We start from the raw sequence: 2,012 nt of genomic DNA, 5'->3' as shown, positions 1-2,012 counted from the left end.
CTCTCTCAACCAGGTCTGGGAACGAGAAAAGGGCGGCTTGCACCAATTAGTCGTTCTAACTCCCTACTCTTCCGACGAATCCTTCGCGATCGAAAGAGGGACGTCAGATGAGCGCTACGTAGCAAGCGACGACGGTATCCGCGTCACTATCGCGTAAGCCGTTCTGGGGGCAGCAGCCCCCATCCCAGCTTCCGTAGGGACAACGGGGAACTCGACCTCTGACTTCTGGGCGCGTCCGGAAGCTGATCCCCTATCGGGCGGCGCTCGGCGTCCAGGCCACCAAGTCAACGATCTACGGTCGCAGCTTCAGCCCGCAACCACTGCGAGCTGACAACGAGAACGTAGGAGAGCCCTCGGACGAGGCCAACCACCGATCGGTTATCGGGCACAAGAAACGAGTTTCCACCACACCCGAACGAAAACGATGCAATATCGTCCAGCGGAACGCCGCTCACGACGAGTCATGCAGTCCCGGACACTGAACCGACGAAAGTGTGCGCGCACACCGAAGCCACTCACAATCCGGCTGACAAGGAGCCAAAGTGAAAGCAAAGAGCTGCATCACGCTCGTCGTCGCAGGCCTGGCGCTGATTCAGACCGGATGCGCTTCGAGCGAGGCTCGCCAGATGGCGGCCATCGACAGCCGCTTCGAGCAGCTCGACCTCGGCAGTCTTGGCGAGGCCAGTTGCGATTATCGGTTTCAGCCAGGACCCTTTGACCAAACGGGCAACGAGTTCAGCAGACATATCGCCCTGAGAGACGAGAACCTCATTCCTGGAGCGACATCAGTCCTAGAAGACCAGGGGTTCACGGTCGCCAACCAAAACCATGGTCAATTTGGTGAAGTTATCCGATTCGACGGACCAGACGGAATGACCGCCGGCGTCACCACTATTCGAGCCGAGTTCGAGGGCCAAAAAATGCCCTATGACGGCTTGAAAGATTGCGATGTTCCTGCCGAAGGCCTGACGGTGGTGTCGTTGCGCCTTCCCAAGTGACCCACCTATCGCGATCGCACACCCCTCCTTTGACGGGCGCTCTGCCGTATCGACATGCCTACGGCCCCCGCTACTAGAAGGAGGTCGGCTCGCTACACAACCGTCTGTTATGAACTGCAAGGGGCAGCTGCCAGGTCTGGGCTGTCTCGTGAACCGATCCTCAATCGGGCAGACCAAGTCTTGCGACCTAGCTGCCACCGATTCAGAGAAATGATGGGTCATGTCCTACGACGACGGCACCCAGTCTCGCCTTCAGCAGCGACGGGTCCCTCGCATCGCTGCTGCGCTTCTCGCGGCAGCTTTCGTACTCCTCGTCTTGCTCCCTCTGCTGCCTAGTCCCTACGTCTCGGGCGGCGCGCGACTCGCGTTGTTCCTTCTGCCCCTCCCTCCCCTCCTGGCTTTCGGGGGCACACTTGCCGCACTTCTCGACCAAAAGGTCGGCGTGAACAGCAAGGTCGTGTGGGCTGTGGGCTCAGCCCTCTTCGGGCTCGTCTGCGTGCCGGCACTCTTCGTGCTCGTCACCCTCATAGCGGGGCCTTGAAGAATGGGCTCTCTGCCCAGCGTGATCCCCGGTTGACCTAGCGGCCGCTGGCCGATCGGCTATCGGGACAGGGCCCGTAGCCGCTGCAGATCGGCCCTTCACCCCAGTGGCGGTTAGCGTCGCATCTCAGCCATGGCTCGGACATTGAAGTAAAGGCCGATCGCAATCAGCCCCACACCTAGGAATGCGAGGGGGTTAGGCAGCGCCTCAAACGCCTTCAGGATGAATAGCGTCGCCCCGAGGAGATAGAAGATCGAGGCCACGCCCATGAGCTTTCGCCAGTGAGGCATCTTGGAGGGCATCAGTTGATCCATATCGATCGCAAGGGAGAAGCTCGGGCACTGAGGAGATCGGTTCGGGACACAACCCTTCGCAAGATACCGCCAAGGGCAGGTGCCGTCCGAAGAGGTATCCTTGGGTTCAGGTGGTCGTTGCAACACCACCGTGAATCGGAGTGCTGCAGATGGGATCGA

At 60.1% G+C, this 2,012-nt stretch carries 3 protein-coding genes; 2 read left to right on the top strand and 1 reads right to left on the bottom strand.

Annotated features, from left to right (window positions below):
* Nucleotides 1-542: 542 nt before the first annotated feature.
* Both ASL10_RS15940 and ASL10_RS04740 read left to right on the top strand, forming a co-directional pair.
* Entirely contained in the window at nt 543-998 is a 456-nt protein-coding gene (locus ASL10_RS15940; RefSeq protein WP_157485286.1) for a hypothetical protein, read from the top strand.
* Nucleotides 999-1,218: 220 nt separating this feature from the next.
* Complete coding sequence (locus ASL10_RS04740) at nt 1,219-1,539, top strand: hypothetical protein (protein WP_056044923.1); 321 nt, start codon at nt 1,219-1,221, stop codon at nt 1,537-1,539.
* A 113-nt stretch (nt 1,540-1,652) separates the two neighbouring features.
* On the opposite strand, the gene ASL10_RS16485 is transcribed toward ASL10_RS04740, so the two are convergent.
* Nucleotides 1,653-2,012, bottom strand: a 360-nt coding sequence (locus ASL10_RS16485; protein ID WP_235452444.1) for a hypothetical protein, incomplete at its 5' end; no start/stop codon positions are given.

This window comes from Frigoribacterium sp. Leaf8, from assembly GCF_001421165.1.
Lineage (GTDB): Bacteria > Actinomycetota > Actinomycetes > Actinomycetales > Microbacteriaceae > Frigoribacterium.
The sequence above is the reverse complement of the archived record's forward strand: the minus strand, read 5'-3'. Positions and strand labels throughout refer to the sequence as shown.

Bases quoted from the DNA above. Each gene is read 5' to 3' on its own strand.
- ASL10_RS04740 (WP_056044923.1), top strand. From the start codon at position 1,219: ATGTCCTACGACGACGGCACCCAGTCTCGCCTTCAGCAGCGACGGGTC.